Here is a 25,650-nt window from a genome sequence, read left to right on the forward strand (position 1 = left end):
TCAAGCGTTGAATCAAACTTAATGTCGTTCGTTTTCAACCCTTGTGACCGTGAGCGCCTTGCCCCGTGTCAGTGGATGCGCATTATAGGGACCGGCGGATTTTGCGCAAGGGCTTTTTTGTGAAAAAGATAACCTTTTAGTGAGTTTGTCTAAAACTCCATCAAAGTGGCTTTTTTTAGAGCTTTTCTTCCTCCACAACCCGCTCGCTCTGACCCACTCGAGTCACCAGCAGCTGATCGATCTTGTAACTGTCGATATCGACCACCTCGAATTTATAGCCGGCGTGCAGCACAAAGTCGGTACGTTTGGGGATCTTGCGCAGCATGAACATCATAAAGCCGGCAATGGTCTCGTAGTTTTCGTCGTCGGGGAAACTGTCGATACTCAGCACGCGCATTACATCGGCCAGGGGAGTCAGTCCTTCCACCAGCCAGGAGTTGTCATTGCGTGCCACTATCTGCTCTTCCTGAGATTGCACCAGTTCGCCCATCACTATGCTCATCACATCCTTGAGGGTAATGATGCCGACCACCAATGCATATTCATTCATGATGATGGCGAAATCCTCTCCCGCTGTCTTGAAATGCTCCAGCACCTCATACATCGACAGGGTATCGGGGATGATCAGTGGGGTACGGATAATCCCTTCTTTTTGCAATGAAATGGGTTGCTGGTGAAGTACCTGCATCAGGATATCCCGGGAGTCTACATAGCCCACCACCTTATCCAGACTGTCTTCACATACCAGAAACTTGGCATGGGGGTGTTCCGCTATCTTGGCTTTGATATTTTCCTGACTTTCCTTGAGAGTGAAATAGATCAGGCTTTCTCGTGCGGTCATCGCCGAGGTAACGGTACGCGATTCCATCTCGAATACATTTTCTATCAGATGATGTTCCTGCTGCTGGAGCACCCCCGCCTGGGCACCGGCATCCATCATGGCAATGATATCTTCCGGGGTAATCTCGTCCTTGCGCATGGTCGGCACCTTGAACAGACGAAAGAACAGGTTAGCCAGACCATTAAAGAACCATACCAGGGGCTTAAGCAGCAGGATGAAATAGCCCATGGGACCAACCACGGCCACGGCAATGCGTTCTGGCGCTATCATGGCCAGGCGCTTGGGCATCAGATCGGCAAACAGGATAAACAGTGATGTAACGATAAAGAAAGAAGCGATAAAGGCGGCCTGAGGGATCCAGGCACCATCAAAAAACAGTCGCAGCAGTTCGGTGCAAAAGGGGGTAAAGGCCGCCTCCCCCAAAATACCGCCGAGGATCGCCACCGCATTCAGGCCGATTTGCACCACGGTAAAGAAGTTGCCCGGCTGTTCCTGCAGCCAGAGTACCTTTTCAGCATTGGTATCACCATCACTGACCATCAAACGCAGCTTCATTTTTCTCGCTGCGGCCAGGGCAATTTCAGATACAGAAAAGAAGGAACTGATGGCCACCAGCAAGGCGATCACCAATAAATTCTCGAACATGCTCATAGTGATGTACACCAATAACAATAGGAAGAAGGAGAGTATAAAGCCGGGACAAGCGGGCCTGCAGGCTATAAAATTGTATAAAATTTAACAGAATCTGGCTATTTGTGCCATACAGACCAAACAAGGTCACTTCCTCCGTCCGGTGACCTTAGGAGGCGGCTGTGTTGACGATGAGTTCAGGTTTAAAAGATAACCAGATATTTATTCAAATTGGTATAACCCGCCTTGTTACTGCCTCAACTCACCATAAAAAGTTAATATTCAAATGAGGCTTTTTTGCACTACACTGAATCCCTAATCCATATAGCACCTGGATGAGAATGCTTATAAGCCGATTACTTGCCGGTTGGCTACTGACAGGCATGCTGCTCTCTTTACAGGTTTCGGCCGAAAGCCCCGAGTACTGGTCATTCCAGGAGTACCTGCAGACCTTTCCTGAACAACAGCAGAGGTTCAATGCCTTCTCGGTGCGGGTTCGGAACCCCGCCCTCCCCCGGGAAGCGCCGGGAGAGCGACCGGTGCATATCGCTATGATCTATCCCGGAGAGCAGGTTTCGGATTACTGGTATCGCAGCCAGCAAAGTTTTACCGCCCGCCTGCAGGAAATAGGCATTCACTATGCGTTAGAGAGCCATTTTTTTCGACCCGACACCGCGCTCAGAGAGCAGGAGCGGCAGATAGCCGCCGCCCTGAAAAGTGATCCGGACTACCTCATCTTTACCCTCGATGCTCAGCGACACCAGGTATTGATAGAAAAAATCATGGCGCGTGGCCGCCCCAAGCTTATCTTGCAGAATATCACCACCCCCCTGAAACGCTGGAGTGCGCGGCAGCCCTTTTTCTATGTGGGGTTCGATCATGCCACCGGTACCCGGTTACTGACCGAAGCCATAAAAGAAAAAACCGGCGGACAAGCCAATTACCTGATGCTGTATGGCACCCGTGGTTATATCAGCCAGGCAAGGGGGGATGAGTTCATCCGGCTAACCTCTGAGCTACCCGGCTTTGCCCTGCGCCAGACCTTCTACACCGATATCAACAGGAAAAAAGCAACCCGGGCAGTACTTCAGGCCCTGGCAACTGAGCCGGATATCAACCTGATTTATGCCTGTGCCACGGATATCGCCATCGGTGCCATCGACGCCCTGAAAATACTGGGCCGGGAAGATGACGTTATCATCAACGGGTGGGGCGGCGGCAGTGCCGAGCTCGCGGCCCTGCAGCAGGGCTCCCTGGATCTGACCGTCATGCGCATGAATGACGATAATGGCGTCGCCATGGCGGAAGCGATTCGCCTTGATATAGAGGGGAAAAATGACCAGATCCCCCAGGCTTACAGTGGGGACTTTGTTATCATCCACCAGGATACCCCCGCAGCCGAACTGGAGCGACTGCAAGCCTATGCCTTCCGTTACTCAAGATAGTACCCGTGCCAGGCCACTTATCAGGCTGATGCTGCTGGCCCTGCTCCCGGCCTTCTTTTTGCTGGCTATCTCCTTGCTGATATTGACCTACCATAGCGCTTCCCGGGTTATCGATGAAGGAATGCAGAGCCAATTCCAACAGGTCAGCAACCGCCTGCAGCTCAACCTCGACGGCCACCTGAACGAACTGAACACCCTGCTGTCGACCACCGCTGAACATCCTCGCCTGGCTTCCCTGATGTCGGCTAACGATGACACCTCAGTCAACCAGCTGCTGCAAGACACACTACAGAAACAAGGCGGAGAGAATCTGGATATCCTGATGCTGACCCGGCAAGGAAAATATTGGACGGATCTCAACTCTTCCTTCTACGACCTGACACACCCCCTGGGCCAGCTGACGGACGCCTTCCCCATGCATAACCGCTGGTCCTGGCTCGAACTGGAGGCAGCAACGCCCCCCTTAAGCATACTGGTGCATAGCTATCCCGTTCTGTCGCCGCTGTCGGGTCAGGTGGTGGGTTCCTTGCTCGGGGGCCTGGTCCTTGACGACAACCTGACGCTGTCGCATCTACTGGGCCAGGGTATCGAAAATTTCAGCTTTCAGCTGATCATGCAGGGCAAGCCGGTGGGCCCCAGGTATGACAAGGGTGAATTCCCCGCCACCGTGCTTGAATCGGCCTTGGCCAGCCGACTCTCGTCGGGTCAGATCCAGGACTACTATTTCAGCCGACATACCTTACGCTTTGATGATGAACAGCAGCAATTGCAAGTCTTGCTGCTTACCGACAACAAGGCGTTTCAGCAACTGCAGCAAGCCTACTGGAACAATACCCTGCTGGCGCTGTTGCTGGTGTTGGTGGCCGCCCTGGCCCTGGCTCTCTACACCCTTAAGCTGATTTCTTCTCCCCTCGCCAGACTCACCGACTTTGCCGAGCGGGTCAGCCACGACCGGCAGACAGCCTTCAAGCCCGGCCGCATCAAGGAATTCAACTTCCTCGGCCAAAACCTGGAGCAGATGGTCGAAGGCCTGCAACGCAAAAAACAGGATTTCGCCAACCTCTTTAACACCGCAAACTCCGCGACCATCATCCTGGATGACAACGAACGCATTCAGGCCATGAACCCTGCCGCCATACCCCTGTTCGGGCAGGCCAGTGATAGGGTCATTGGTACCGAGCTTGCCCGGCATTTTACCAGCGAACAGCTTTATCCTCTGCAGCAAGCCATCAGCCAGGTGCGAAGGGGGCAAAAAATAAGCGATGTGGAAGCACGACTGACGCCATCCCAGGAACATCCCCGCCATCAGCTCTGGACCCTGGCGCCGATTTTTGAAAACGGGGTGGTCACAGCCGTCCAGGCCCAGGGACAGGACATCACCCGCCTGAAGCAGGCCGAAGCATCATTGCATCTCAATGGGCTGGTGTTAAAAAATATTCTTGAGGCCGTGGTGATCTTCGACCATACACTCAGACCCACCTATGTGAACCATGCCTATACCAAAATTACCGGCTATACCCTGGCCGAAGTGGCCGGTAAGTCGCCATCGAGCGTTCTGCACCTGGAAAACCGGACCCGAGAACTGCAACTCTTATGGCAAACGGTGAATGCGGCCGGATACTGGCAGGGAGAAATCTCCGGATACAGAAAAAGTGGCAAGCGCTATCCACTGTGGTTATCGATTACGGCACTCCGCAACAATAACGATGAAATAAGCCACTATGTCGCCGTTTTTTCCGATATATCCATTCTCAAGGACTCTCAGAGCCAGCTACAAAAAATGGCCCATTACGATCAGCTGACCGGGCTGGCCAACCGCAACCTGTTCAGCAAGCGGCTCGCCCAGTTTCTTGAGCAGGCCGAACAACAGGGTGGCAGCCTGGCCATGTTGTTTATCGACCTGGACAGATTTAAACAGATCAATGACAGCCTGGGCCACCAGGCGGGAGATGATCTGCTGAAGGCGGCCGCCGGCCGAATCAGCCACCATACTCGAAAGGAGGACTTACTGTGCCGGTTTGGAGGGGATGAGTTTATTCTGGTAATCACCAACACCCTATCCCCGCAACAGGCCAGGGGGGCTGCTCAACGCATCATCGACACCTTTGCCACCCCCATGCAGATACGAGGACAAAGCCTCTATGTCAGTGTCAGCATCGGACTGGCTCTCTATCCACAACACGGCATGGATGAAGCAACATTGATGCAGAGCGCAGACATTGCCCTCTACCAGGCCAAAGAAAAGGGACGTAATCAGGTACAGTTATTTGACGCCGAAATGAATACCCGGGCCATGTCCTTGATGAAAATAGAAAATGAATTACGATGCGCGCTGGAACAGGGGCAGCTGGAGCTTCATTACCAGCCTCAGTTCAACCTGAAGAACGGCCGACTGGTCGGGGTAGAGGCACTGGTTCGCTGGAACAAACCGGGGGTAGGCCTGGTCTATCCGGGAGATTTTATTCCTCTCGCCGAACAGAGCGGGATCATAGTTCCCCTGGGACGATGGATACTGGAGACAGCCTGTCGCCAGCTACACCTCTGGCAGCAATCCGGATTTTATAACATCAGGATGGCCGTCAACCTATCGGCCCCTCAGTTCAGACAATTCAGCCTGGCCGGCGACATCGCCGACATACTGAGACAGCTGGCGCTGGATCCCGACCTACTGGAGCTGGAAATAACCGAAAGTATGCTGATGGAGGATATGGATATTGCCATCACCACCATGACAGAGCTAAACCGTCTGGGCATGCATCTGGCCATAGACGACTTCGGGACCGGCTATTCCTCCCTCGCCTATCTGAAAAACTTTCCGGTACGCCGCCTCAAAATCGACAAGTCCTTCGTCAAGGATCTAGCCACCAAGACCGGAGATGCGGCCATCGTCAGTTCCATCATCAGCCTGGCCCACAACATGGGCATCGCCGTTATCGCCGAAGGAATTGAATATCAATCCCAACTTCAGCATCTGCGCCAACTGGGGTGCGACGAGGGACAGGGCTACCTGCTGGCCAAACCGATGCCAGCCGTCAGGATAGACAGACTGCTCAAAGGGGAAAGTGGTCAGTCGTTGACCGGAATAGCTCAACACCGTTAAAAAACCAACCCGGCGGTTGTGTTGCGCCGGGTTGATTGACAAGACATTTGCCGCGAACGCGGCCAGGCCTACTCGACCGTCACCGACTTGGCCAGGTTGCGCGGCTGATCCACGTCCGTACCCTTGATCAGCGCCACATAGTAAGACAGCAACTGCATCGGCACCGTATAAACAATGGGGGCAATCGCCTCGTCTACATGGTTGAGCTGCATCACCCGCATGGTATCGTCACCACGGAAACCGGCCTCCTTGTCGGCAAACACATAGAGGATGCCACCCCGGGCCCGCACCTCTTCCACATTGGACTTCAACTTCTCCAGCAGATCATTATTGGGCGCCACCACGATAATCGGCATGTCCGCATCGATCAGCGCCAGCGGGCCATGCTTTAGCTCGCCGGCGGCATAAGCTTCCGCATGGATATAGGAAATTTCCTTAAGCTTGAGCGCCCCTTCCATGGCGATGGGGTACTGATCGCCCCGCCCCAGGAACAGGCTGTGCTGCTTGTCGGCAAATTCTTCCGCCAGCCCTTCGATATCCTTGGCCAGGGCCAGGGTATCGCTGATGTGGGCCGGAACGGTACGCAATGCCTGTACCAGTTTGGTCTCGGTGTCGGCATCCATATTGCCCCGACAACGGCCGACAGCCGCCACCAGCATCAGCAGACCGGCCAGCTGGGTGGTAAAGGCTTTGGTCGAGGCCACGCCAATTTCGGCACCTGCCCGGGTCATAAAGGCCAGATCCGACTCCCGCACCAGGGAAGAACCTGGCACGTTGCAGATCGCCAGGCTACTCATAAAGCCGGACTCCTTGGCCAGACGTAGCGCCGCCAGGGTATCGGCGGTTTCACCGCTCTGGGACAGGGTGATCAGCAGGCTGTTGGGGCGGACTACCGATTTGCGGTAACGAAACTCGGAGGCAATCTCGATATCACAGGATACGCCCGCCAGGGCCTCAAACCAGTAACGGGCCACCATACCGGAATGATAGGAAGTGCCACAGGCGATGATCTGAATATGCTCGACCTTTTCGAAGATGGTCCGGGCGCCGTTGCCAAACGACTCGACTACCACGGCCGAATCCGTGATCCGTCCTTCCAGGGTATCGGTAATGGACTTGGGCTGCTCATGGATCTCCTTGAGCATATAGTGACGATATTCGCCCTTGTCACCCGCATCGTGAGAGACTTCGGATTCCTGCTCCACCCGACTCACCGGCTGACCATTGACATCAAATACCCGTACCTCACGACGGGTCACTTCCGCCACATCCCCTTCTTCCAGGAACATAAAGCGACGGGTCACCGGCAGCAGCGCCATCTGATCGGAGGCGATAAAGTTTTCACCCAGGCCCAGACCGATCACCAGTGGCGAACCGGAGCGGGCCACCACCAGCCGGGACGGCTCCCGGGTATCCATCAGCACTGTGCCATAAGCGCCTCGCAACTCCTTTACCGCCGTTTGCAGGGCAGCCAGCAGTGAGTCACTGGTCTGACGATAATAATGCACCAGATGGGCAATCACTTCGGTATCGGTATCGGAGACAAATTCGTAGCCTTTGGCCTGCAGCTCGGTCCGCAGTTCCTCATGGTTTTCGATGATGCCGTTGTGCACTACGGTAATGTCGCCGGACACATGCGGATGAGCATTACGCTCAGAAGGCTCGCCATGGGTCGCCCAGCGGGTGTGGGCTATACCTGTGCCGCCAGCCAGGGGCTGTTCGGTAAGCGCATCAGCCAACGCTTGCACCTTGCCCAGACGGCGCACCCGTCCCAGTTCGGTGCCATTGATAATGGCGACACCGGCGGAGTCATAGCCCCGATATTCCAGGCGGCGCAGGCCTTCCACCAGTATTTCTGCCACATCCCGCTGGGCCACAGCCCCTACAATTCCACACATAATGAGTTCCTCAGGATTCGGGGGCAATAATCAGGTTAATGCCCTTTTTCTCTAATTGATGTTTAAATTCGTCCGACAGCCCGTTGTCGGTTATCAGGGTATGAATAACACCCCAGGGCAACTCCAGATTGGGGATCTTGCGGCCTATCTTGTCCGACTCCACCATCACCACCACTTCTCGGGCTACTTCCGCCATCACCCGCGACAGCCCGGTCAACTCGTTGAAGGTGGTAGTTCCCCGCCCGATATCGATACCGTCGGCACCGATAAACAGCTGATCGAAATCGTAGGATCTCAATACCTGCTCGGCTACCTGGCCCTGAAACGACTCGGACGTGGCATCCCAGGTACCTCCCGTCATCAGCAAGGTCGGCTCCGGTTCCAGCTCACGCAGAGCATTGGCGATATTCAGCGAGTTGGTCATCACGATCAGGCCGTGTCTTTGTCCCAGCTCGCCCAGCAGTGCCGCCGTGGTACTGCCGCTGTCGATGATGATGCGGTTATGGTCACGGATCCGTCCGGCTGCGGCATGGGCAATGGCCTGCTTTCGTTTCGAAACCGGCTCACCCGCATTCTCCGTTACCATTTCACTCGGCACCGGCACGGCCCCGCCATAGCGTCGCAGCAGCAGGCCATTCTTTTCCAGGGCGCTCAGATCCTTGCGAATGGTGACTTCGGAGGTTTCAAAACGCTGCGACAGCTCGTCGACGGTCACTTCGCCCTGCTCGTTGAGCAGGCTGACGATAGTATGACGGCGTTGTTGGGTGTTTCGTTTCGACATGACTCAGATAAGTTTCGATTTGAAATTTAATGCTAGCAGATCAAAAGATAAGGGATCAATCGATAGTTTCGCGATTGGGGATTCGATATGAAGAGGCAACAGAATTTTGCCTCCTCCGACACGCTCCAAGTACATCCATATAACGCTCAGCCCATGACATCCCTGTCAGGTGACTGTCGGCTGAGGCAACCTCTTCTTGACGCTCGAGTTAGCTGTTGGCATTACCCACAGACGATACCGGAGCTTCAAGGAGGACAAAGAGATCTGCTCAGCCGACCATTCGCGCCAGGGACGGCGCGGCTGAGCCCCCAGGGAGGGGGTCACAACGAGTCGGCGGAGCTGGCCCTTTGGCCGATGTGCAAACATCGAGCTAAAAAGCCAAGCTGTTCTCCCACTCTGGATTTGTGACCAAGAAACAGACTTACGGCTTCTTCTTCACAGGCCGGGGCCAATCTTTGATATGACGCTGACGCACCCTCGTTATCACCAGCTCGTTCTCTGCCACGTCTTTGGTAACCGTGCTGCCGGCGCCCAGAGTGGCGTTCCTGCCAATACGCACCGGCGCCACAAGCTGGGTATCGGAGCCGACAAAGACACCATCCTCGATCACCGTCTGGAACTTGTTTACCCCGTCGTAGTTGCAGGTGATGGTACCGGCGCCGATATTAACCTTGTCACCAATCTGGGCATCCCCCAGGTAGCTGAGGTGCCCGGCCTTGGAGCCGACCCCGAGCCGGGCCTTTTTCATCTCGACAAAATTCCCTACGTGGGCATCCTCGGCCAGCACGGCGCCGGGACGCAGACGGGCGAAGGGCCCGGCACTACTGGCGGTACCCAGCGCGGCCCCCTCGATGATGCTGTAGGGTTTGATCTCCGCATGATCGGCAATGGTGCAGTCTCTCAGGATACAACCGGCACCGATTTTCACATGATTGCCCAGGCTCACCTGACCTTCGATGATCACGTTCACATCGATGGTCACCTCTTCTCCCACGGTAAGCTCACCACGCAGATCGAAGCGAGCCGGATCCAGCAGAGTCACGCCGTTGCGCATCAGCCGGTCGGCCTGCATGGACTGATAGGCCCGCTCCAAGCCGGCCAGCTGTACCCTGTCATTGGCACCTTCCACCTCGGCGGTGGATTCGGGTTGCACTGTGGCAATCTTGCAGCCGTCGGCATGGGCCATGGCGAAGATATCGGTCAGGTAGTACTCGCCCTGGGCATTGTTGTTGTTCAGCCTGGCCAGCCAACGCTTGAGCTGGCCTGCCTCGGCGACCAGCACCCCGGTATTCACCTCATTGATGGCAAGTTGCTCAGGGCTGGCATCCTTCTGCTCGATAATGCCCACTACCTGGTTATTTTCTCGCACGATACGGCCATAGCCGGCAGGGTTGTCCAGCATGACGGTCAGCAGGCCGATACCATCGGCCGGCTGGGCAGCCAGTAGCCGACGCAGGGTCTCGGGCTGCAGCAGAGGGGTATCGCCATAGAGCACCAACACCCGGTCGCTGTCGGCAATGTCCGGCAGGGCGACAGCCACCGCATGGCCGGTCCCCAGCTGCTCGGCCTGATGCACCCAGTTCAGGCCCGCTTCGTCGATACGGGCCTTGAGCTGCTCGGCACCATGGCCGTAAACCAGATGAATACCGTCCACCTCGCAGGCTTGAGCAGCCTCGATAACATGACCGACCATGGGCTTGCCCGCTACCGGATGCAATACCTTGGGCAAGGGTGAACGCATACGGGTCCCCTTGCCCGCCGCCAAAATAACTGCCTGTGTGTTCATAAAATTAAGGATCCCGTTGATAAAAAAGCGGCTCGCTTAAGCAATATATGGACTCTGTGCCAGGGCGAGAGAAGGAACAGTACGCAGACACGCCCTAAACCCATTCCTGGGGTCTCGGAAATGCCGAAATTGCAGAAGCATTTTTCAGCCCTGGCATTTCACGGTCGGCTTCACTGTTTCCTTCTTCCGCCCTGCAGATATCGATGGTGCCCGACAAAAAAGAGCAGCCCGTCCGCAAAAGCGCCATGATAAAAAACTGCCGTTATTCTGATTTTTTTATAAAAAAAAAGCGACCCTGAGGTCGCTTTTTACACCATATAACTGTTACCGCACATTGTGCTTCAGCAGCTGCAGCACGCGCAGTTTCGCCATAGCCCGGGCCAGTTCGGCAGCCGCCTCTGCATAGTCCACATCATGTGAGGAATTCTGCAGCTTGGCTTCTGCCGCTTTTCTGGCTTCTTCGGCCTTGGCTTTATCCAGATCTTCGGCGCGAATCGCAGTGTCGGCCAAAACCATCACACTGCTGCCCTGCACTTCCAGCATGCCGCCGGAAATATACAGGACTTCTTGTTTACCGGCCTTGGTAACATATTGCACCAGGCCGGGACGGATAGCCGTCAACAAGGGGGCATGTCCGTAACGGATCCCCAATTCACCCTCAGAGCCGGACACAGTCACCGCGGTCACAGTGCCGGAGTACAAACGCTCTTCGGCACTGACGATATCCAGGTGAAAGTTATACTCAGCCATCAGGTACTCCTTCGAGGCTTACAGTTTCTTGGCTTTTTCGACCACTTCGTCGATGGAGCCAACCATGTAGAACGCCTGCTCGGGAAGCGCGTCGTATTCACCGTCCAGAATGCCTTTGAAACCACTGATGGTATCTTTCAGGGACACGTATTTGCCCGGAGAACCGGTAAATACTTCGGCCACGAAGAAAGGCTGGGACAGGAAACGCTCGATCTTACGGGCGCGGGATACGGTCAGCTTGTCGTCTTCTGACAGCTCGTCCATACCCAGGATGGCGATGATGTCTTTCAGCTCTTTATAACGCTGCAGTACGGACTGCACGCCACGGGCTACATCATAGTGCTCCTGACCGATTACCAGCGGGTCCAGCTGACGGCTGGTGGAGTCCAGCGGGTCAACGGCCGGGTAAATACCCAGGGCGGCGATCTGACGGCTCAGTACCACGGTCGCGTCCAGGTGGGCGAAGGTGGTGGCAGGAGACGGATCGGTCAAGTCATCCGCGGGCACGTAAACGGCCTGTACGGAGGTGATGGAGCCAGTCTTGGTCGAGGTGATACGCTCCTGCAGAACGCCCATCTCTTCGGCCAGGGTCGGCTGATAACCTACCGCTGAAGGCATACGGCCCAGCAGTGCGGATACTTCGGTACCGGCCAGGGTGTAACGGTAGATGTTGTCCACAAACAACAGTACGTCACGACCTTCGTCACGGAACTTCTCGGCCATGGTCAGGCCGGTCAGCGCCACACGCAGACGGTTTCCGGGCGGCTCGTTCATCTGACCATATACCAGCGATACCTTGTCGATAACGTTGGAGTCGGTCATTTCGTGGTAGAAGTCGTTACCTTCACGAGTCCGCTCACCTACACCGGCAAATACGGAGTAACCGCTGTGCTCGATGGCGATGTTACGGATCAGTTCCATCATGTTTACGGTCTTGCCTACACCGGCACCACCGAACAGACCGACCTTACCACCCTTGGCGAACGGACATACCAGGTCGATAACCTTGATGCCGGTTTCCAGCAGTTCGGTGCTGTTGGACTGCTCTTCGTAGCTGGGCGCTTCGCGGTGGATGGACCAGCGGTCTTCTTCACCGATGGGGCCCTTCTCATCGATAGGGTTACCCAGCACATCCATGATCCGGCCCAGGGTCTGAATACCGACCGGTACCTTGATGGGGTTGTTGGTGTTTTCAACATCCAGGCCGCGACGCAGGCCGTCGGAGGAACCCATGGCGATACAGCGAACAACGCCGCCGCCGATTTGCTGCTGAACTTCCAGAACCAGACCCTGGCCCTGGCCTTCAGTCGTGATCGTCAGCGCGTCATAAACGTGGGGAACCGCATCTTGCGGAAACTCTACGTCAACTACCGCGCCGATGATTTGGACTATGATACCCTTACTCATGTCAAATCCTCTAAACCTTTGAATACCTTTGCCTTATACGGCACCTGCACCTGCAACTATTTCACTCAGCTCCTGGGTAATCGCAGCCTGACGGGCCTTGTTATACACCAGTTGCAGATCGTCTATCAGGTTGCCGGCATTGTCGGTGGCGGCCTTCATCGCGACCATCCGCGCCGCCTGTTCACTGGCCAGATTCTCTACCACACCCTGATACACCTGTGATTCCACAAAGCGTACCAGCAGCTTGTCCAGCAAAGATTTGGGATCCGGCTCATAGAGATAATCCCAGCTGTGACTGGCCACATTTTCTTCCGACGGCGGCAAAGGCAACAGTTGATCGACCTTGGGCTTCTGGACCATGGTGTTTTCAAACTTGTTGTACACCAGATACAGCCTGTCTATCTCACCCTTGTCGTACGCCTCCAGCATGACATTGACCGAGCCGATCAGCTCGGACAGGGACGGACTGTCACCCAGCCCCGAGGCCTGGGCGATGACCTTACCGCCGTAGCGGTTGAAGAAACCTATCGCCTTGCTGCCGATAAGTCCCAGGTCGATACCCACGCCCTTGTCAGACCATGCCTTCATGTCGGTGATGGCTTTCTTGAACAGGTTGATGTTCAGACCACCACAGAGGCCCCGATCGGTAGAGATGATAATGTACCCGACGCGCTTGACCTCACGGTCTTCCAGATAGGGGTGCTTGTATTCCAAGTTCCCCTGCGCGACGTGGCCGATCACCTTGCGCATGGTTTCAGCGTATGGACGGCTATGAGCCATGCGATCCTGCGCCTTGCGCATTTTCGACGCGGCCACCATCTCCATAGCGCCGGTGATCTTCTGAGTGTTTTTGACACTCCCGATCTTGCTACGTATTTCTTTTGCGCCGGCCATCTCGCTTCTCCAATTCAGGTGGCAGCCTGAGCTGCCACATGGTTACCAGGACTGGGTAGCCTTGAAGCTATCCAGCAACGCCGTCAGCTTGGCTACAACGTCGTTGTTGTAGTCGGCAGACTTGTTGATTTCAGCCATCAACTCGGCGTGTTCTGAATCGGCATAAGCGAGCAGCGCGGCTTCGAACGTGGTGATGAGCTTGAGCTCAACATCGTCCAGATAGCCTTTTTCGGCGGCGAACAGCACCAGACCCTGTTCGGCGACGGACATGGGACGGTATTGCTGCTGTTTCATCAGCTCGGTCACTTTCTGACCATGGCTCAGCTGCTTGCGGGTAGACTCGTCCAGATCGGAAGAGAACTGGGCAAAGGCCGCCAGTTCGCGGTACTGGGCCAGAGCGGTACGGATACCACCGGACAGCTTCTTGACGATCTTGGTCTGCGCCGCGCCACCAACCCGGGATACGGAGATACCCGGATCAACTGCCGGGCGAATACCGGAGTTGAACAGTTCGGTGGTCAGGAAGATCTGGCCATCGGTAATGGAGATCACGTTGGTCGGTACGAACGCGGACACGTCGCCGGCCTGGGTTTCGATGATCGGCAACGCGGTCAGAGAGCCGGTCTTGCCTTTCACTTCACCCTTGGTGAACTTCTCTACATAGTCGGCGGATACGCGGGACGCGCGCTCCAGCAGACGGGAGTGCAGATAGAAGACATCACCGGGATAGGCTTCACGTCCTGGCGGACGGCGCAGCAGCAGGGAGATCTGACGGTAGGCAACGGCCTGCTTGGACAGGTCATCGTATACGATCAGGGCGTCTTCACCGCGGTCGCGGAAGAACTCACCCATGGCACAACCGGAGTAAGGCGCCAGGTATTGCAGGGCGGCAGACTCGGAGGCAGACGCTACAACCACAATGGTGTTGGCCAGGGCGCCGTGCTCTTCCAGCTTGCGGACCACGTTGGAAATGGTGGACGCCTTCTGGCCGATGGCCACGTACACACACTTAATACCGGAGTCTTTCTGGTTGATGATGGCGTCAACGGCCAGGGCGGTCTTACCTACCTGACGGTCACCGATGATCAGCTCACGCTGGCCGCGACCGATGGGGATCATGGCATCAACGGCTTTATAACCGGTTTGTACCGGCTGATCGACCGACTGACGATCGATAACGCCGGGCGCGATCACTTCTACCGGAGAAGATGATTCGGCGTTGATGGCACCCTTGCCGTCGATCGGCTCACCCAGGGTGTTGACCACACGGCCCAGCAGGCTACGGCCTACCGGCACTTCCAGGATACGGCCGGTGGAGTGCACCTTCATGCCTTCGGCCAGGTCCGCATAAGGACCCATGACCACGGCACCGACGGAGTCGCGCTCCAGGTTCAGCGCCAGGGCATAACGATTGCCCGGCAGTTCAATCATTTCACCTTGCATGATGTCAGCAAGGCCGTGAACACGGATGATGCCATCGCTTACAGAGACGATGGTACCTTCGTTTCGTGCTTCACTGACAACATTGAATTGCTCGATACGCTGTTTAATCAGCTCGGCAATTTCAGTTGAATTCAGTTGCATGCTCTATTCCCCAATCAAGATTGCAGCGTTTCAGCCAAGCGGGACAGTCTGCCCCGAACACTTCCGTCGATTACCATGTCACCGGCTTTGATGATGATGCCGGCCATCAGGGCTTTATCAACGCTGCAATTCAGCTTCACCTTGCGCTCCAGGCGCTTTTCAAGTGAGGCCTGAATCTTGGCCACTTGTTGCTTGGTCAGTTTGGTTGCGGAGACCACATCGGCTTCCACTTCCCGGTCCAGCTCCGTCTTCATCGCGACGAATTCCTGTACCACCGCCGGCAACACACTCAAGCGTCCGTTTGCAGCCATCGCCTTTATCAGGTTCTGGCCATGCTCATCGAGCTGTTCGCCACAGACAACCAAAAACACTTCGGCCATCTTTTCCGCGTTCAGATCGCTGCTGAGCACATGGGTCATGTCTTCGTTGCTCGCCACTTCGGCGGCAAAGCTCAACATCGACAACCAGTTCTCAACCGCTTTATTCTCAACGGCAAAATCGAAAGCTGCTTTGGCATAGGGGCGAGCAATGGTTTTCATTTCCATGGCTCTATGTCCCTTACAGTTCAGCTACTACTTTCTCAACGATGTCGCTGTTGGCAGCGGCATCAATCTGACGCTCGAGGATCTTCTCTGCACCCACCAGGGCAAGAGCAGCAATCTGCTTACGCAGTTCCTCTTTGACACGGTTACGCTCAGCTTCAACTTCTGACTGGGCTTGTGCCAAAATCTTTTCACGCTCGGCCTGGGCTTCACGCGTAGCATCCTCGATGATCTGGGCCTTACGCTTGTTGGCCTGCTCAACAATTTGAGCGGACTGCAGCTTGGCTTCCTTCAGCTGTTCGGTTGCATTGTTTTGCGCCAGGGCCAGATCTTTCTTGGCTCTTTCAGCCGAGGACAGGCCTTCGGCAATTTCTTTCTGGCGGCTTTCAATGGCAGCCATGATCGGCGGCCATACAAACTTCATGCAGAACCAAACGAACAGGATAAACGCGATCGTTTGACCGAGGATTGTTGCGTTCATGTTCATCGCAACTCTCCTTTAAAATGGTTAGCAGACTGATTGATATACCGGGCCATTAGGCAACGGCGAAGATCAGGTACAGGGCCATACCAACAGTGATCATGGGGATGGCGTCAACCAGACCAACCACGATAAAGAAGTTACCGCGCAGGGCAGGCAGCATGTCCGGCTGGCGAGCCGCACTTTCCAGGAATTTGCCACCCAGCATAGAAATACCGATAGCACCACCGATGGCAGCCAGACCCAGCATAAGAGCGGCAGCGATAAAAATCATTTCCATTGTTTTTCTCCAATTATTAGTGGTTAAAATGACAGCTTGTTAATGTATTGTTATCTTTTTTGATTAATGCTCTTCATAGGCCATCGACATATAGACGACGGTCAGGATCATGAAGATGAAAGCCTGCAGGGTGATGACCAGGATGTGGAAAATCGCCCAAGGCACATTAAGGACCCATTGAGACCACCACGGCAGCAAACCGGCGATGAGGATAAAGATCATCTCACCCGCGTACATGTTACCGAACAGTCGCAAACCCAGAGAGATGGGCTTAGCGATCAGGGACACGGTCTCAAGCACCAAGTTAACAGGGATCATGGACCAGTGGTTCAGCGGTTGCATGGTCAGCTCTTTGACAAAGCCGGACACGCCCTTCATCTTGATGCTGTAGAAAATGATCAAGAAGAAGACACCGAACGCCATGGACATGGTGATGTTAACATCGGCGGAAGGAACAACCCTCAGGTAGGGAACACCCAACAGGGCGGCGCCATGAGGCAGATAGTCGACCGGGATAAGGTCCATCAGGTTCATCAGGAAGACCCAGACAAAAATGGTCAGCGCCAGGGGCGCAATCAACGCACTCTTGCCATGGAACACGTCCTTGACGGATTTATCCACGAATTCAACCAACAGCTCAACGGCACATTGCCACTTTCCCGGAACTCCACTGGTTGCACGGGATGCAACCTTACTGAAGCCCCACAAGAACAGCATTCCCAGGACAACGGAAACAAGCAAAGAATCGATATTTAACGCCCAAAACCCCGAACCGACCTGCAAGTGTTGCAGATGGTGAGAGATATAACCCTGGGAAGTTAAGACATCTCCTGTTGCAGCCATGTGTTTTCCTAGTAACGGTTGTTGAGAGTGAATGAAAGAATCCACTGCATCAGCAATGCTAGGGCGTAAGCCGTGTACAGGGGGCCATGTAACACCTCCACGTACTTGAGCACTATCACGAACAACAGGATAGTACTGCCGAACTTAATCCCTGCCCCGCTGTAAAAGTCCGCCACAACACCACGCGGCGTGGGATCCTTGGCGCCGAACGCCAGCACCCGCACACTAAACAGGCATTGGGGGACCCAGTAGATTCCGCCCCCAATCAGGGCGGAACGAGCGGCAGCTTCGCCGGCCTGGTAATAAAACAGACTGGCGGAACCAACCACCAGGAGCAATTGCCAAAACAGAATCGCCAGCGCCACTTGCCTTTCGCTGAGGAGCCACTTTTTCTGCTTCACAACAACTCCTGACACAGTTAGGGGCCCGCTGACTACGCCCAAACAGAGTAGCCAGATAAGCCCCAAAAAAGCAGGTCAAATTATACCCGTGCATGGCGCAAATGCAATTGCAGTAAATCCTTATTTTGCGCGGTTTCCGGTGATTTTTTTGACTATGATAGATAAGTGAAAGTGATCAAATTATTACTACAAAATCAGGTGGCGGACTTGTCATCCACACCGAGGATGCTTGTTATTTTATCAAGCTCATTCAATGAGTTATAGGATATAACGAGCTTCCCCTTATTCTTGTTTGTTGATTTTATTTCAACCTTTGTACCGATTTTTTCAAAAATAGCCTGCTCAATCTGGCTGATTAGCGGGGACTTGGCCCGAGATACCGGGGCATTTTTTGGTGTAATCGTCTGTTTGACCAGTTTTTCGGTTTCCCGCACGGTCAAACCGCGCTGGGCAACCTTGAGCGCCAGCGCCGACTGCAACTCGCCTTCCACCGCCAGCAGGGCACGGGCATGGCCCATTTCCAGATCGCCGTGCTCGACCAATCGCTTGACGTCGTCATTGAGCAGATTCAGTCTCAGCAGATTGGTGACCGTGCTGCGGCTTTTGCCCACCGCCTCGGCCACCGTCTGATGGGTAAAGGAAAACTCCTCGATCAGCCGGGCCAGGGCCTGGGCTTCTTCGATGGCATTGAGATCTTCGCGCTGGATATTCTCGATAAGGCCAATAGCCATGGCCTGGGTATCATCGGCGTCCTTGAGCAAACAAGGCACCCTGCTCAGTCCGGCCAGACGGGCCGCCCGCCAACGGCGTTCGCCGGCCAGAATTTCGTAGCCGCCGCTTTCCAGGCTGCGCACCACTATAGGCTGAATGATACCCTGTTGCCGGATGGAAGCAGCCAGCTCTTCCAGCGCCTGTTGGGACATGTCCTTGCGTGGCTGATATTTGCCCGGCTGGAGCTTGCCCAGCTCCAGGCTGAGTAAGTCCCCACTCACTCCATCCCGGGAGAGGATCTCGGCCTGCTGATGCCGCTGGTTGGCTGCCGAGCTGGTGCTAAGCAGGGCATCCAGCCCCTTGCCGAGGCCGCGTCGTTTAATGGTCATACTGTATGTTCCGCATTGTCGGTGGCTATTGCTTGATGCTCGCTCCGTCTCAGCATTTCTCCCGCCAGAGCCAGATAGGCCTTCGCGCCCAACGAAGTCTTGTCGTAATACATGGCAGGCGAACCAAAGCTGGGCGCCTCGGCCAAGCGCACATTACGCGGGATAACGGTGCGATAAACCTTGTCGCCGAAATGCCCTTTTAGCTGATCGGACACCTCATTGGACAGGCGGTTGCGGTGATCGAACATGGTACGCAGTATGCCTTCGATCTTCAGGTTGGGATTAACCACAGCTGCCAGTTTGCTGATGGTATCCACCAGGGCGGTCAGCCCTTCGAGGGCAAAGTATTCACACTGCATGGGGACCAACACCGAATCTGCCGCCGACATGGCATTGACCGTCAGCAGGTTCAGCGAGGGAGGGCAATCGATAAAGATATAATCGTACTGATCCCGTACGGTTGCCAGGGCGGTCCGCAGGCGGACTTCGCGAGCAAATACCTCCATCAGTCTGATTTCGGCGGCAGTCACATCACCGTTGGCGGCAATCAGGTGATAGCCGCCACTGGTTTCCCGCTCCAGCACCTGTTCCACCGGCAATTCGTCCACCAGTAAATCGTAAGCCGTGCTGGCAACCTGATATTTGTCGACACCGCTGGCCATGGTGGCATTGCCCTGGGGGTCCAGGTCGATGACCAGCACCTTGCGCTGGGTGGCCGCCATGGATGCCGCCAGGTTGATACAGGTTGTAGTTTTACCTACACCGCCTTTCTGATTGGCAATGGCAATGACTTTTCCCACCGAAAACCCCTAATGACTGGTTTGTTTAATGACCACCAGGTGGCGGTCCCCTTCTTGTTCGGGTACGGTCAACGGATAGACCCGCTGCAATTCAAGGTGAGCCGGCAAGGTTGCCAGTTCCTGCTCCGGATATTGTCCCTTCAGCGCCAGGAACCGACCGTCGGCCGTCGGCAGATGACCACACCAGCCGAGCATATCGTCGAGGGAAGCAAAGGCTCGACTGATAACACCGTCGAATTTCTGCTCCGGATGAAAGTCCTCCACCCGGCTTTGCACTGCCTCGACATTGGCCAGGCCCAGGTGATGTACTGCCATGCGGATAAAACGGATGCGTTTGCCCAGGCTGTCGAGCAACACAAACTGTTTGTCCGGGTTGATGATCGCCAGCGGCAAACCTGGCAGGCCGGGACCGGTCCCCACATCGATAAAGCGCTGCCCCTGAAGGTAAGGGCTCACTACCAGGCTGTCCATAATATGGCGGACCAGCATGGCATCCGGATCCCGTACCGAGGTGAGATTATAGGCCTTGTTCCATTTATTCAACAAAGCAACCAGTTCAACCAGTTGTTCAGCCTGAGCCTGGCTGACCCGCAGCCCTGCCTGGGCCAGCAACTGCAGCAATCGTTCGAGCATATAAGTCCTTAAGCCGACTTGCGCAGCAAGCCGCGTTTTTTCAGGTTAACCAGCAACAGCGAGATGGCCGCCGGGGTGACGCCAGAGATGCGCGAGGCCTGTCCCAGGGTTTCGGGTTTGGCCTGATTTAGCTTGGCGATCACCTCGTTGGACAGGCCGGATACTTCGTTGTAATCCAGATCAAGCGGCAGTCGGGTATGTTCGTTGCGCAGCTGCTTTTCAATTTCATCCCGCTGACGTTCGATGTAACCGGCATATTTTATCTGAATCTCCACCTGTTCGGCCGCCTGTTCGTGAGCCAGGCCCGGGCCCAGCTCGGACACAGCCATCAACCGACGATAATCCACTTCGGGGCGACGCAATAATTCTTCCAGGCTGTGCTCCCGGCCAAGCGGGGTCTTGAGAATACCGTTGAGGGCATCGGCTGCCAGATGTCTTGGATTTACCCAGGTTTCCTTTAGTCGCTGTTTTTCCTGCTCGATCTTTTCCAGCTTGTCACTGAACAGCGTCCAGCGACGATCGTCGATCAGGCCCAGCTTGCGGCCTGCTTCGGTCAGCCGCAGATCGGCATTGTCTTCACGAAGCAGCAAGCGGTATTCAGCGCGGCTGGTAAACATGCGATAGGGCTCCTGGGTACCCAGGGTAGACAGATCGTCCATCATCACGCCCATATAGGCCTGATCTCGACGGGGAGACCAGGCCTCCTTGTCGAAAGCGCGCAAGGCGGCGTTGGTGCCTGCCAGCAACCCCTGGGCGCCGGCTTCCTCGTAGCCGGTGGTACCGTTGATCTGCCCGGCGAAGAACAGGTTATGCAGGCACTTGTTTTCCATGTTGGACTTCAGATCCCGGGGATCGAAATAATCATATTCGATGGCATAACCGGGGCGAACAATATGGGCTTGCTCGAATCCCTTTATCGAGCGGACAACTGCCACCTGCACGTCGTAGGGCAAGCTGGTTGAGATCCCGTTCGGATACAACTCGTTGCTGGTCAGGCCTTCCGGCTCGACAAAGATCTGGTGAGAGATCTTGTCGGCGAAACGCATGATCTTATCTTCGATCGACGGGCAATAGCGCGGGCCGATCCCTTCGATCACCCCGGCATACATGGGGCTACGATCCAGATTCTGGCGGATCACCTCATGGGTTTGTTCGTTGGTGTGGGTGATATAACAGGGCACCTGGCGGGGTTGATCCTGCCGGCTGCCGATAAACGAAAATACCGGTGTCGGATCATCTCCCGGCTGCGGCTGCATCACCGAGAAGTCCACACTGCGGGCATCGATCCTCGGGGGGGTTCCGGTTTTCAGTCGATCGATCCGCAAGGGTAATTCGCGTAATCGCTGTGCCAGGGCTATCGAGGGAGGATCCCCGGCACGCCCGCCCTGAAAGTTATCCATGCCGATATGGATCCGGCCGTTGAGGAAAGTGCCGACGGTCAATACCACTGACTTGGCCCGGAATCTGAGTCCGGCCTGGGTGATCACGCCAACCACAGTATCGCCTTCCAGCATGAGATCATCACAGGCTTGCTGAAAGATTTTCAGATTGGGTTGGTTTTCCAACAAGGTTCTGACAGCGGCTTTGTACAACTGACGATCCGCCTGGGCCCGGGTTGCCCTGACGGCCGGGCCCTTGGATGCATTGAGGGTCCTGAACTGAATACCCGCACGGTCGGCGGCGATAGCCATGACACCACCCAGGGCATCGATTTCCTTGACCAGATGACCCTTGCCGATGCCCCCTATTGCCGGATTGCATGACATCTGCCCCAAGGTATCTATGTTATGGGTCAGCAAAAGGGTATTGGCACCCATACGTGCAGCAGCGGTCGCTGCTTCGGTGCCGGCATGTCCGCCACCTACCACAATTACGTCAAACCATTCTTCATATTGCATAACAAATACTCTTGAAACGTGCAGTCTGTTGGATCCCGAAGGGCGGATCATTTTAGCCGTTTTGCGGCAAGGATGGAAACGAGATCAAGAGAGGATCACCCGATCCTATTAGATCTTAGATCTCTAGATCGATCTTCTGTTGGATCTATTATTAGTGTCATCCAGATCTGTTAATAACCGATTTTTGATCAGCAAGATCATGCGGTTAGTAACGATCAATTGATGTGGAAAAAGGGCCGGGTACCCGGGTAAAGCCGGTGTTTAACCTGCCATGTTATCAACAGGCAGTGGCTGGTATTAAAACAATTAATAGGATAACTATAGGTTTATAACCGGTTTATAGGGTAGTTATTAACAAGAGGTGGAGGAGGAGGCGGGTTTTAATGAATTGTTAATTCGTCAGGATCTGTTGATAACTTGGTGGAAAGAAATTGACGGGGCCTGGGATCTTCTGATAGCCAGGCCCTGGATCTGGGCCGCACTCGCGGGATCTAACGTTGATTGAGCCACTGATCCAACCAGATCTCGGCGGTTTGTTCGGGAGGATCCACCTGGCTGACATCGATTTCCAGCCGGGATCCGATCCGTTCCGCGCCCAGCCTGACCAGTTGATGATCCAGCTTCTGGATGGCCGCACAGAAGGTGTCGTAGCTGGAATCACCCAGGCCAATGGCGCCAAAGCGAAGGCCGTCCAGCTCGGGAAGCCGCTGCACCAGCTGCTGGTAGAAGGCCTCTATATTATCGGGCAGCTCGCCGGCTCCGTGAGTCGAGCAAATCAGTAGAAGAAAATGCTCCGGTTTGATCAAGATGTGATCAAGCTGGGGAGAAGTGTGAATAACCGTTTGATGACCCAGATCCCGCAGCTTCTCGGCCAGATGATCGGCCAGATCTTCGGCGCTGCCCAGGGTGGTGCCGATCAGTAGAGTAAAATGACTCATGGTGTCCTGTTGCAGATGAAATTTTCGGCATTCTACCCCTATCACCGGAAAAAGCATCCGCTTTGCCCGGTTCGATAACGGCGGGGCAACTCGGATATCCTAGCTGCCGACGGATCTCATATGAAACTCATGCCCTTCAAAGTTGAGTATTACCCCCAGGGGGGTGATGCTTTTTAACCGTAACGTTGGTGATATGTTTTGGCCTTCGCGCAACATCCGATCATTGATCTTGACCATGCGATGTTCGGCATTGTCCGAGTAGATATGCACCGACAGGCTGAGTGTGGGCAACCTGGACTGGAGCGCGGAAGGCAGCTGCCGCAGATCGATGACGCCGGGATCCTGGGGCCGTTCGGGTACTGGAGCTGGTGACGTTATGGGGGGAATTGGAGTCTGCTGTGCCAGGCCAGGCTTGGGCCGAGCCGACGGCTCGATCGTGATTTGGCTGACAGGGGGCTTGTCGAGGCGGATTTGCAATCGGGCCAGCTCAGGCGATGATGAAACCGTTGGCGCCTCGGGGGCGACGATGATGGATGTGCTCGGAAGGAGGGGGGGCTGTTCGAGCTGACCCTTCAACCGGGACGAAATACGGTCCTGTTGCAGCCAGTCTCCTCCCACCATCCCCAGTGCATAGCCTATCCCAAGGGCTGACAAAATAAATATTATCAAGGCCAGTGGGCCCCGCCAGCGTCTGACGGCTGGCTCTGTCGTGGCGGCCTCCGGCATCATACGGACGTTATGAATATTCAGGGGCCGGGCCTGCCGACGCTGGCGTTCGGATTGCCTGAGCGCATCGAGGATATACGACACCTAACCTCCCTCCCGGCTGAGCAGCGGCAAGCCTTGCACCAGACTGGCGTTAAGGTAAATACCGGTATTGGGGCCGAAAATGCCGTCCGGGTTCAGGCCGTGCGCCTGCTGAAAGGCCTTTACCTCTTTCATTAGCTGCTCATCATAGCGCGCGGCCGGACGCGGGGGGCGACCCTGCCAGCGGGCCAGCTGTTGCTCCAGCCAGGTGACTGTCTTGCCCTGGCTGCCCGGGTAGAGGGGATCCTGATAATCGGGTGGCGGGCGCCAGAGCAGGACATAGCTGCCGGGCCAGTAATCTTCCAGTTCTGCTAGGGAAAGGGATGTCATTCGGTCACCAATGATCAGGCTGGCCCGATCCTGCTCGGTATCAATATGGGTAAGGGTGGCATAAACGGCTGCGCCGTCCGGCCTGGTCAACTTGAACACGGCCGGGTGGTTCTGCTGTCGCAAGGTGCCGAGACCGGCTTCCTGAAAGGAGCAATCCAGCTGTCGGCTGCGGGCAAAGCGGCATACCACGGGATGATCCGCCGGCTGATATTCGATACCCCAGAGGGAAAACAGCCGTTGGTAGGCCAGGATCTGGCTGAAATCCGTGGTTAGGGTAGGGGGCCATTGCCAGATATCCTCGCTGTCTATCGGCCCCGTGCTCAGAGATGCCACCCGTTCGGTTGCGGTCTTGTCCACTGGCCCGGATTCGACCTGTTGGATGTCTGGTGTCGGCCAGAAGCGTGGCCCGTCTAGCTGGCTGCCGGCCAGCAGGCCGATAGCGAGCAGCAGCAGGCCACCAGCCCAGGCGAGGGGACGGCGGAATTTGCTGATGTCTGGTTTACCCAACACTTCATACGCCGCCTTATTGAGGGTGGCCAGCTCTACCCTGGGCTGTCGCTGGACATAGGCACCGAGCAGGGCCCGGTCGCAGATTACATTGACCAATCTGGGGATGCCCTGGGTAATTCGATAGAGCTTTTTCAGGCTGGCGGGTTGGAACAGGGGAGCTTCGATGCCGGCCACCGCCAGCCGGTGGGCAATATAGGCCTGCATTTCCTTGTAACAGAGGGGAGCCAGGTGATAACGGGCGGTAATGCGTTGGGCCAGCTGGCGCAATTCGGGGTGGTTCAGCTTTTCCAGCAGTTCGGGCTGGCCCAGCAGGATGATCTGTAACAGCTTATGTTGATTGGTTTCCAGGTTGGTTAGCAGCCGGATCTGTTCCAGCACCTCGGTGGACAGATTCTGCGCCTCGTCGATGATCAGCACGATACGGCGCCCCTGGCCGTGGGCCTGGAGCAAGTGGGTGTTGATGGCATCGGTCAGTGGTTTGAGCCTGTGTTCTCCTTCTTCAATCGGGATTTCCAGTTCGTCACAGATGGCGGACAGTAACTCCTGAGCGTTACATCTGGGGTTCAGGATAAAAGCCAGATCGGTTTGCGCAGGAACCTGTTCCAACAGGCAACGGCAGACGGTGGTCTTGCCCGTGCCCACCTCACCGGTGAGCAGCACGAAGCCACCGTCACTGTTCAGGCCATAATGCAGATGGGCAAGCGCTTCTCTGTGTTGCTGGCTGAGATAGAGGTAGCGAGGATCCGGTGCAATGGAAAAGGGTAATTCGCTCAGGCCGAAATAGTTGCCGTACATGATAACCATCCCTGTGCTCTCGTCATGTTAACTATAGAAGCTCACCCGCTGCTTTAGCTATATGCCGTCAGGTTCTTTATACCAGTGAGTGAACAATATTTTCGAATTGACAGATTTTTGCGGCTTGGTGGGAAAAAGACAGGGGGAGGTGCATATGTACTAAACTGGGAATAGTC

22 protein-coding genes are annotated in these 25,650 nt (G+C 55.4%); 2 read left to right on the top strand and 20 right to left on the bottom strand.

Features of this window, described 5'->3' with window-relative positions:
* Positions 1-175 precede the first annotated feature (175 nt).
* The gene (locus tag DCS96_RS16080) at positions 176-1,492 is read right to left on the bottom strand and encodes a hemolysin family protein (RefSeq protein ID WP_198650112.1); all 1,317 of its coding nucleotides are present in this window, start codon (positions 1,490-1,492) and stop codon (positions 176-178) included.
* 362 nt (positions 1,493-1,854) lie between these two features.
* On the opposite strand from DCS96_RS16080, the gene DCS96_RS16085 reads away from it, so the two are divergent.
* Both DCS96_RS16085 and DCS96_RS16090 read left to right on the top strand, forming a co-directional pair.
* Positions 1,855-2,916 carry a substrate-binding domain-containing protein gene (locus DCS96_RS16085; RefSeq protein WP_232818302.1) on the top strand — a complete coding sequence of 354 codons (1,062 nt, stop codon included), beginning with the start codon at positions 1,855-1,857 and terminating at the stop codon, positions 2,914-2,916.
* Positions 2,894-6,016 (top strand): EAL domain-containing protein, encoded by a 3,123-nt coding sequence (locus DCS96_RS16090; protein ID WP_116475429.1) that lies wholly within the window; start codon positions 2,894-2,896, stop codon positions 6,014-6,016. Before DCS96_RS16085 ends, DCS96_RS16090 begins: the two co-directional genes overlap by 23 nt.
* A gap of 68 nt (positions 6,017-6,084) precedes the next feature.
* Here the strand turns inward: DCS96_RS16090 and glmS are convergent, their stop codons facing one another.
* The 19 genes from glmS to DCS96_RS16185 form a co-directional block, all read right to left on the bottom strand.
* Entirely contained in the window at positions 6,085-7,914 is a 1,830-nt protein-coding gene (gene glmS / locus DCS96_RS16095; RefSeq protein ID WP_116475430.1) for a glutamine--fructose-6-phosphate transaminase (isomerizing), read from the bottom strand.
* A 10-nt stretch (positions 7,915-7,924) separates the two neighbouring features.
* Positions 7,925-8,695 carry a DeoR/GlpR family DNA-binding transcription regulator gene (locus DCS96_RS16100; protein ID WP_116475431.1) on the bottom strand — a complete coding sequence of 257 codons (771 nt, stop codon included), beginning with the start codon at positions 8,693-8,695 and terminating at the stop codon, positions 7,925-7,927.
* 421 nt (positions 8,696-9,116) lie between these two features.
* Complete coding sequence (glmU, locus tag DCS96_RS16105) at positions 9,117-10,481, bottom strand: bifunctional UDP-N-acetylglucosamine diphosphorylase/glucosamine-1-phosphate N-acetyltransferase GlmU (protein WP_116475432.1); 1,365 nt, start codon at positions 10,479-10,481, stop codon at positions 9,117-9,119.
* A 324-nt stretch (positions 10,482-10,805) separates the two neighbouring features.
* Positions 10,806-11,231, bottom strand: coding sequence for a F0F1 ATP synthase subunit epsilon (locus DCS96_RS16110; protein ID WP_116475433.1), 426 nt, complete (start codon positions 11,229-11,231; stop codon positions 10,806-10,808).
* Between the two features lie 18 nt (positions 11,232-11,249).
* Positions 11,250-12,638, bottom strand: a complete 1,389-nt coding sequence (atpD, locus tag DCS96_RS16115) for a F0F1 ATP synthase subunit beta (protein ID WP_116475434.1) — start codon at positions 12,636-12,638, stop codon at positions 11,250-11,252.
* Positions 12,639-12,671: 33 nt separating this feature from the next.
* Positions 12,672-13,532, bottom strand: coding sequence for a F0F1 ATP synthase subunit gamma (gene atpG, locus DCS96_RS16120; RefSeq protein WP_116475435.1), 861 nt, complete (start codon positions 13,530-13,532; stop codon positions 12,672-12,674).
* A 42-nt stretch (positions 13,533-13,574) separates the two neighbouring features.
* Positions 13,575-15,116 (bottom strand): F0F1 ATP synthase subunit alpha, encoded by a 1,542-nt coding sequence (gene atpA, locus DCS96_RS16125; RefSeq protein ID WP_116475436.1) that lies wholly within the window; start codon positions 15,114-15,116, stop codon positions 13,575-13,577.
* 14 nt (positions 15,117-15,130) lie between these two features.
* A complete protein-coding gene (gene atpH / locus DCS96_RS16130) occupies positions 15,131-15,661 on the bottom strand; it encodes a F0F1 ATP synthase subunit delta (protein ID WP_116475437.1) in 531 nt (176 codons plus the stop codon).
* 13 nt (positions 15,662-15,674) lie between these two features.
* Positions 15,675-16,145: a F0F1 ATP synthase subunit B gene (gene atpF / locus DCS96_RS16135; RefSeq protein WP_116475438.1), complete on the bottom strand. Its 471-nt coding sequence runs from the start codon at positions 16,143-16,145 to the stop codon at positions 15,675-15,677.
* Positions 16,146-16,194: 49 nt separating this feature from the next.
* Positions 16,195-16,419 (bottom strand): F0F1 ATP synthase subunit C, encoded by a 225-nt coding sequence (gene atpE / locus DCS96_RS16140; RefSeq protein WP_116475439.1) that lies wholly within the window; start codon positions 16,417-16,419, stop codon positions 16,195-16,197.
* Between the two features lie 63 nt (positions 16,420-16,482).
* Positions 16,483-17,262, bottom strand: a complete 780-nt coding sequence (gene atpB / locus DCS96_RS16145) for a F0F1 ATP synthase subunit A (RefSeq protein ID WP_116475440.1) — start codon at positions 17,260-17,262, stop codon at positions 16,483-16,485.
* Positions 17,263-17,270: 8 nt separating this feature from the next.
* A complete protein-coding gene (locus DCS96_RS16150; protein WP_116475441.1) occupies positions 17,271-17,663 on the bottom strand; it encodes an ATP synthase subunit I in 393 nt (130 codons plus the stop codon).
* Positions 17,664-17,857: 194 nt separating this feature from the next.
* A complete protein-coding gene (locus tag DCS96_RS16155; RefSeq protein ID WP_116475442.1) occupies positions 17,858-18,763 on the bottom strand; it encodes a ParB/RepB/Spo0J family partition protein in 906 nt (301 codons plus the stop codon).
* Entirely contained in the window at positions 18,760-19,563 is an 804-nt protein-coding gene (locus DCS96_RS16160; RefSeq protein WP_116475443.1) for a ParA family protein, read from the bottom strand. The genes DCS96_RS16155 and DCS96_RS16160 overlap by 4 nt, the downstream gene beginning before the upstream one ends.
* A gap of 9 nt (positions 19,564-19,572) precedes the next feature.
* A complete protein-coding gene (gene rsmG / locus DCS96_RS16165) occupies positions 19,573-20,196 on the bottom strand; it encodes a 16S rRNA (guanine(527)-N(7))-methyltransferase RsmG (protein ID WP_116475444.1) in 624 nt (207 codons plus the stop codon).
* Between the two features lie 8 nt (positions 20,197-20,204).
* Positions 20,205-22,094, bottom strand: a complete 1,890-nt coding sequence (mnmG, locus tag DCS96_RS16170) for a tRNA uridine-5-carboxymethylaminomethyl(34) synthesis enzyme MnmG (RefSeq protein ID WP_116475445.1) — start codon at positions 22,092-22,094, stop codon at positions 20,205-20,207.
* Positions 22,095-22,585: 491 nt separating this feature from the next.
* Positions 22,586-23,032 carry an FMN-binding protein MioC gene (gene mioC / locus DCS96_RS16175; RefSeq protein ID WP_116475543.1) on the bottom strand — a complete coding sequence of 149 codons (447 nt, stop codon included), beginning with the start codon at positions 23,030-23,032 and terminating at the stop codon, positions 22,586-22,588.
* A 99-nt stretch (positions 23,033-23,131) separates the two neighbouring features.
* The gene (locus DCS96_RS16180) at positions 23,132-23,842 is read right to left on the bottom strand and encodes a general secretion pathway protein GspB (protein WP_116475446.1); all 711 of its coding nucleotides are present in this window, start codon (positions 23,840-23,842) and stop codon (positions 23,132-23,134) included.
* Positions 23,843-25,474 carry an ExeA family protein gene (locus DCS96_RS16185; protein ID WP_116475447.1) on the bottom strand — a complete coding sequence of 544 codons (1,632 nt, stop codon included), beginning with the start codon at positions 25,472-25,474 and terminating at the stop codon, positions 23,843-23,845. It abuts the gene before it with no gap.
* Positions 25,475-25,650: the final 176 nt, after the last annotated feature.

Origin of the sequence: Zobellella maritima, from assembly GCF_003075035.1 — a bacterium.
GTDB lineage: Bacteria > Pseudomonadota > Gammaproteobacteria > Enterobacterales > Aeromonadaceae > Oceanimonas > Oceanimonas maritima.